Origin of the sequence: Streptomyces sp. 15-116A (assembly GCF_025290915.1) — a bacterium.
Lineage (GTDB): Bacteria > Actinomycetota > Actinomycetes > Streptomycetales > Streptomycetaceae > Streptomyces.
Genome location: NZ_JAOCQE010000445.1, coordinates 1 through 3,234 on the forward strand (window position 1 = coordinate 1; position 3,234 = coordinate 3,234).

The window sequence follows — 3,234 nt, forward strand, 5'->3', positions numbered from 1 at the left end:
GGCCGCAAGGCGGTCGCCCGGCCGCGGGGGCGGTCGCCGGGCCGGCGGGGTTTTGGCCGGGCCTCCGTGGCCTGGGCGTGGGCTAAGCCGCGGGGATCCTGAGCGCCGCCAGGACCGGGAGGTGGTCGCTGGCCGCCCGGAGGTCCGCCTCGGTCACGCCGGGGTGTCCGAGGGGGACGCCGCAGCCCAGGACCTCGATGTTCTTCGTGGCGAAGATCGCGTCGATGCGCTGGTAGGGGTCGGCCGGGGTCCAGGTGTGCTCGGTGCCCCACGGGGCCGTCGCGTAGCAGTCCTGGAGGTCGGTGGCGAGGCGGCGGAAGGTGGGGCCGGTCGGGCGTTCGTTCAGGTCGCCGCCGGCGATCGCGTGTTCCACGCCGAGGGCGGCGAGGCGGTCCAGGAGCATGCCGCCCTGCTCGTAGCGCTCGTTCTTGTCCAGGGACAGATGGCAGCTGAGGACGCCGAGGCGGGCGCCGCCGAAGCGGACGGTCGCGGTGGCGAAGCCGCGGCGGTGCAGGCCGGGGGTGAGGGGGAGCAGGACGTCCTCGGTGCGGTCGACGGTCGCCCTGAGGGAGCAGAGGATCGCCGGGCCGGCGGCGGTGGCACCGCCGGTGAGGATGACCAGGTCGGCGGCGTGGGCGAGCTGGGCGAGCTTCTTGCGCCAGCGGAAGAAGCGGGGGGCTTCCTGGACGAGGACGAGGTCGGGGGCGCAGGCCTTGACGACTCGGGCCAGGGCGGTGGTGTCGTCGCGCATCGAGCGGATGTTGTAGCTCAGGACGCGGAGGGTCGGAGAACCGTCGGGCTCTGTGTGGGAGTTGGGGAGCGGCTCCATGTGGATCAATGTACGCCCTACAGCTCGGGGCGCGAGGTCTGCGCGCGAGTGCCGGTTCGTCGTGGCTTGTCGCGCAGTTCCCCGCGCCCCTGAGGGTGCGGCAGTCGCCGTGAGTCCAAAAGCGCCGTTACATGATGGGATCCGGCTCTCGCGCCAGGTCCGCCGCGCCCACCAGGCCCGCCTTGTTGCCCAGCTGGGCGGCGAGGACGTCGGCGACCGGGCGCCAGTTGCCGCCGACCAGCCAGCGCTTGTAGGACTTGCGGATCGGGCCGAGGACCAGTTCGCCCTCGTCGGAGAGGCCGCCGCCGACGATGAACGCCGAGGGGTCGAAGAGGGAGGCCAGGTCGGCCAGGCCCGCGCCGACCCAGCGGGCCAGCTCGCGGTAGGAGTCGACGGCCACCCGGTCGCCCTGACGGGCGGCCATGGAGATGTGCTTGCCCTCGATGCCGTCCGGGGTGCCGTCGCCGAGGGAGAGCAGAGTCTCCGCGTTCTCGGGGGTGGCGTTGGCGCGCTGCTTGGCGTAGCGGACGAGGGCGCGGCCGGAGGCGTACTGCTCCCAGCAGCCCTGCGAGCCGCAGCCGCACAGCAGGCCGTCCGGCACCATGCGGATGTGGCCGAACTCGGCGGCCACGCCGAAGTGGCCGCGGCGCAGCTTGTTGCCGATGATGATGCCGCCGCCGAGGCCGGTGCCGAGGGTGATGCAGATGACGTTGCGGTGGCCCTTGCCCGCGCCGAACTTGTACTCGCCCCAGGCCGCGGCGTTGGCGTCGTTCTCCACGACGACCGGGAGACCCACGCGGGCCTCGACCTTCTGCTTCAGCGGCTCGTTGCGCCAGTGGATGTTGGGCGCGAAGTACACCTCAGAGCGCTGGCGGTTGACGTATCCGGCCGCACCGATCCCCACGCCGACGATGTCGTGGCCCGCGCGCGCTCCCTCCACCGCGGAGGAGATGGCGTCCACGATGCCCTCGGGCGTGCCCGGGGTCGGCACCTTGTGGGTCGAGAGGATGTTGCCTTCCTCGTCGACCACGCCGGCCGCGATCTTCGTGCCGCCGATGTCGACGCCGATGGTGAGTCCCATGAATCCCTCAGTTTCGGTCGAGCCCCGCTACCGCCAACGGTACCCGAGGCCCTGCCCCGGGGGTTCCGGCGTCCGTACGGTGAGCGGGCTCGCAGGGATCCCGGAGGCGGGTCAGTCCAGGTCGATGCGCTCGCCGGAACCGGACCCGGACTCGTCGCCGCGGTCGCCCCGGTCGCCTCGGTCACGGCGCTCGGCGATGTCGCGGGGATCGCTCTCCGCCGTCCCGCGGGAGGTCCAGCGGCGCTCCTGGTCCTGGACGGCGGAGCGATAGGCGGCCAGCAGTTCATTACCGGCGGCGGCGAGATGGTCGAAGACGTCCGGGTTGCGTTCGATGACGGGCTCGACGGCGGCCTTGGCCTGCTCGACGACCTGCCGTACGACCTGCTGCGCGGCGGGCCCGGCGACGGCGCCGAACAGCGGGGACTGCAGGCCGGAGAGCTTGTCGGCAACGGCGTCCACGAGCCTCTTGAGCTCCTCGGCGGCGGAGCCGGGGGGCGGTCCGTGCCGGTCGCGGCGGCGGGCCTTCTCCGCCTCCAGGTCCTCGGCACAGGCGGTCGCCCAGGCGTCGGCGTCGACCGCGCGGGGCGCGTCCGCGGGCTCGGCGGGCTCGGCGGGCTTGTCCAGGACGGGTGCGTCGTCGACGGCCCGTACATCGTCCAGGGCCTCGTCCCCGGCGTGATCGCGTGCGTCGTCGCGTGCGTCGTCGGGCGGGGGGAGCTGTTCGCTCATGACGGACTCCTGACTGCGGTGAGCCCCTCCGACGTTACCCGAACGGCCGCAGCGGATTCACCGGGTGCGCGGCCAGAGCGCCGGATCCGGCCGGAACCGGATGCGCAGTTCGCCCTCGCGGAGGGCGGCTCCGTCGACGGTGCAGCGGCGCAGGGCGGAGGGCAGCGGGACGATCCGGCGGAAGGGTCCGGCGGTGACGGCGAGTTCGTCGCCGCGCCGGATCAGGTCGAGTTCGTCGCGGTGGGCGCCGGGCAGGGGGATGTGCCAGACCAGCACGCCGTCGTCGGCGAGCCGGTCGGTGACGGGCCAGGCGACGCGGGCGGGCGCGGTGCCGGTGTCCACGTCGGCGCCGGGGACGGCGAGCGCGGTGAGGTCGTCGGTGCCGCGCGGGTCACGGCCGAGGTGGGGGGCGGGGTGGACACGGTGGGTCTCCCGCCACTCGTCGAGCACCTTGCGCTGCTGGGCGACGGGTCCGGCCAGCCAGGTGTCCGCCACGTTCTCCGGCAGGACGCGGCTGGCGACCAGGAGGTCGGTGCGCAGGCCGCGCAGGGCGAGGCCGAGGGTCGCGGTGCGGACGGCGTCGGCGCCGGCGGGG

General features: G+C 73.9%; 3 protein-coding genes and 1 pseudogene. All 4 read right to left on the reverse strand.

Translation table 11 applies throughout. From position 1 onward, the window contains the following. Positions 1-82: 82 nt before the first annotated feature. Positions 83-829, reverse strand: coding sequence for an endonuclease/exonuclease/phosphatase family protein (locus tag N4P33_RS34095; protein ID WP_260830797.1), 747 nt, complete (start codon positions 827-829; stop codon positions 83-85). A 127-nt stretch (positions 830-956) separates the two neighbouring features. Continuing rightward, positions 957-1,910, reverse strand: a complete 954-nt coding sequence (locus tag N4P33_RS34100) for an ROK family glucokinase (RefSeq protein WP_260830798.1) — start codon at positions 1,908-1,910, stop codon at positions 957-959. Between the two features lie 111 nt (positions 1,911-2,021). Then, positions 2,022-2,639 carry a DUF5304 domain-containing protein gene (locus N4P33_RS34105; protein WP_260830799.1) on the reverse strand — a complete coding sequence of 206 codons (618 nt, stop codon included), beginning with the start codon at positions 2,637-2,639 and terminating at the stop codon, positions 2,022-2,024. 57 nt (positions 2,640-2,696) lie between these two features. Further along, a pseudogene (locus tag N4P33_RS34110) lies at positions 2,697-3,234 on the reverse strand (ArsA family ATPase); the annotation flags it as partial.

Bases quoted from the DNA above. Each gene is read 5' to 3' on its own strand.
- N4P33_RS34095 (WP_260830797.1), bottom strand. From the start codon at position 829: ATGGAGCCGCTCCCCAACTCCCACACAGAGCCCGACGGTTCTCCGACC.
- N4P33_RS34100 (WP_260830798.1), bottom strand. From the start codon at position 1,910: ATGGGACTCACCATCGGCGTCGACATCGGCGGCACGAAGATCGCGGCC.
- N4P33_RS34105 (WP_260830799.1), bottom strand. From the start codon at position 2,639: ATGAGCGAACAGCTCCCCCCGCCCGACGACGCACGCGACGACGCACGC.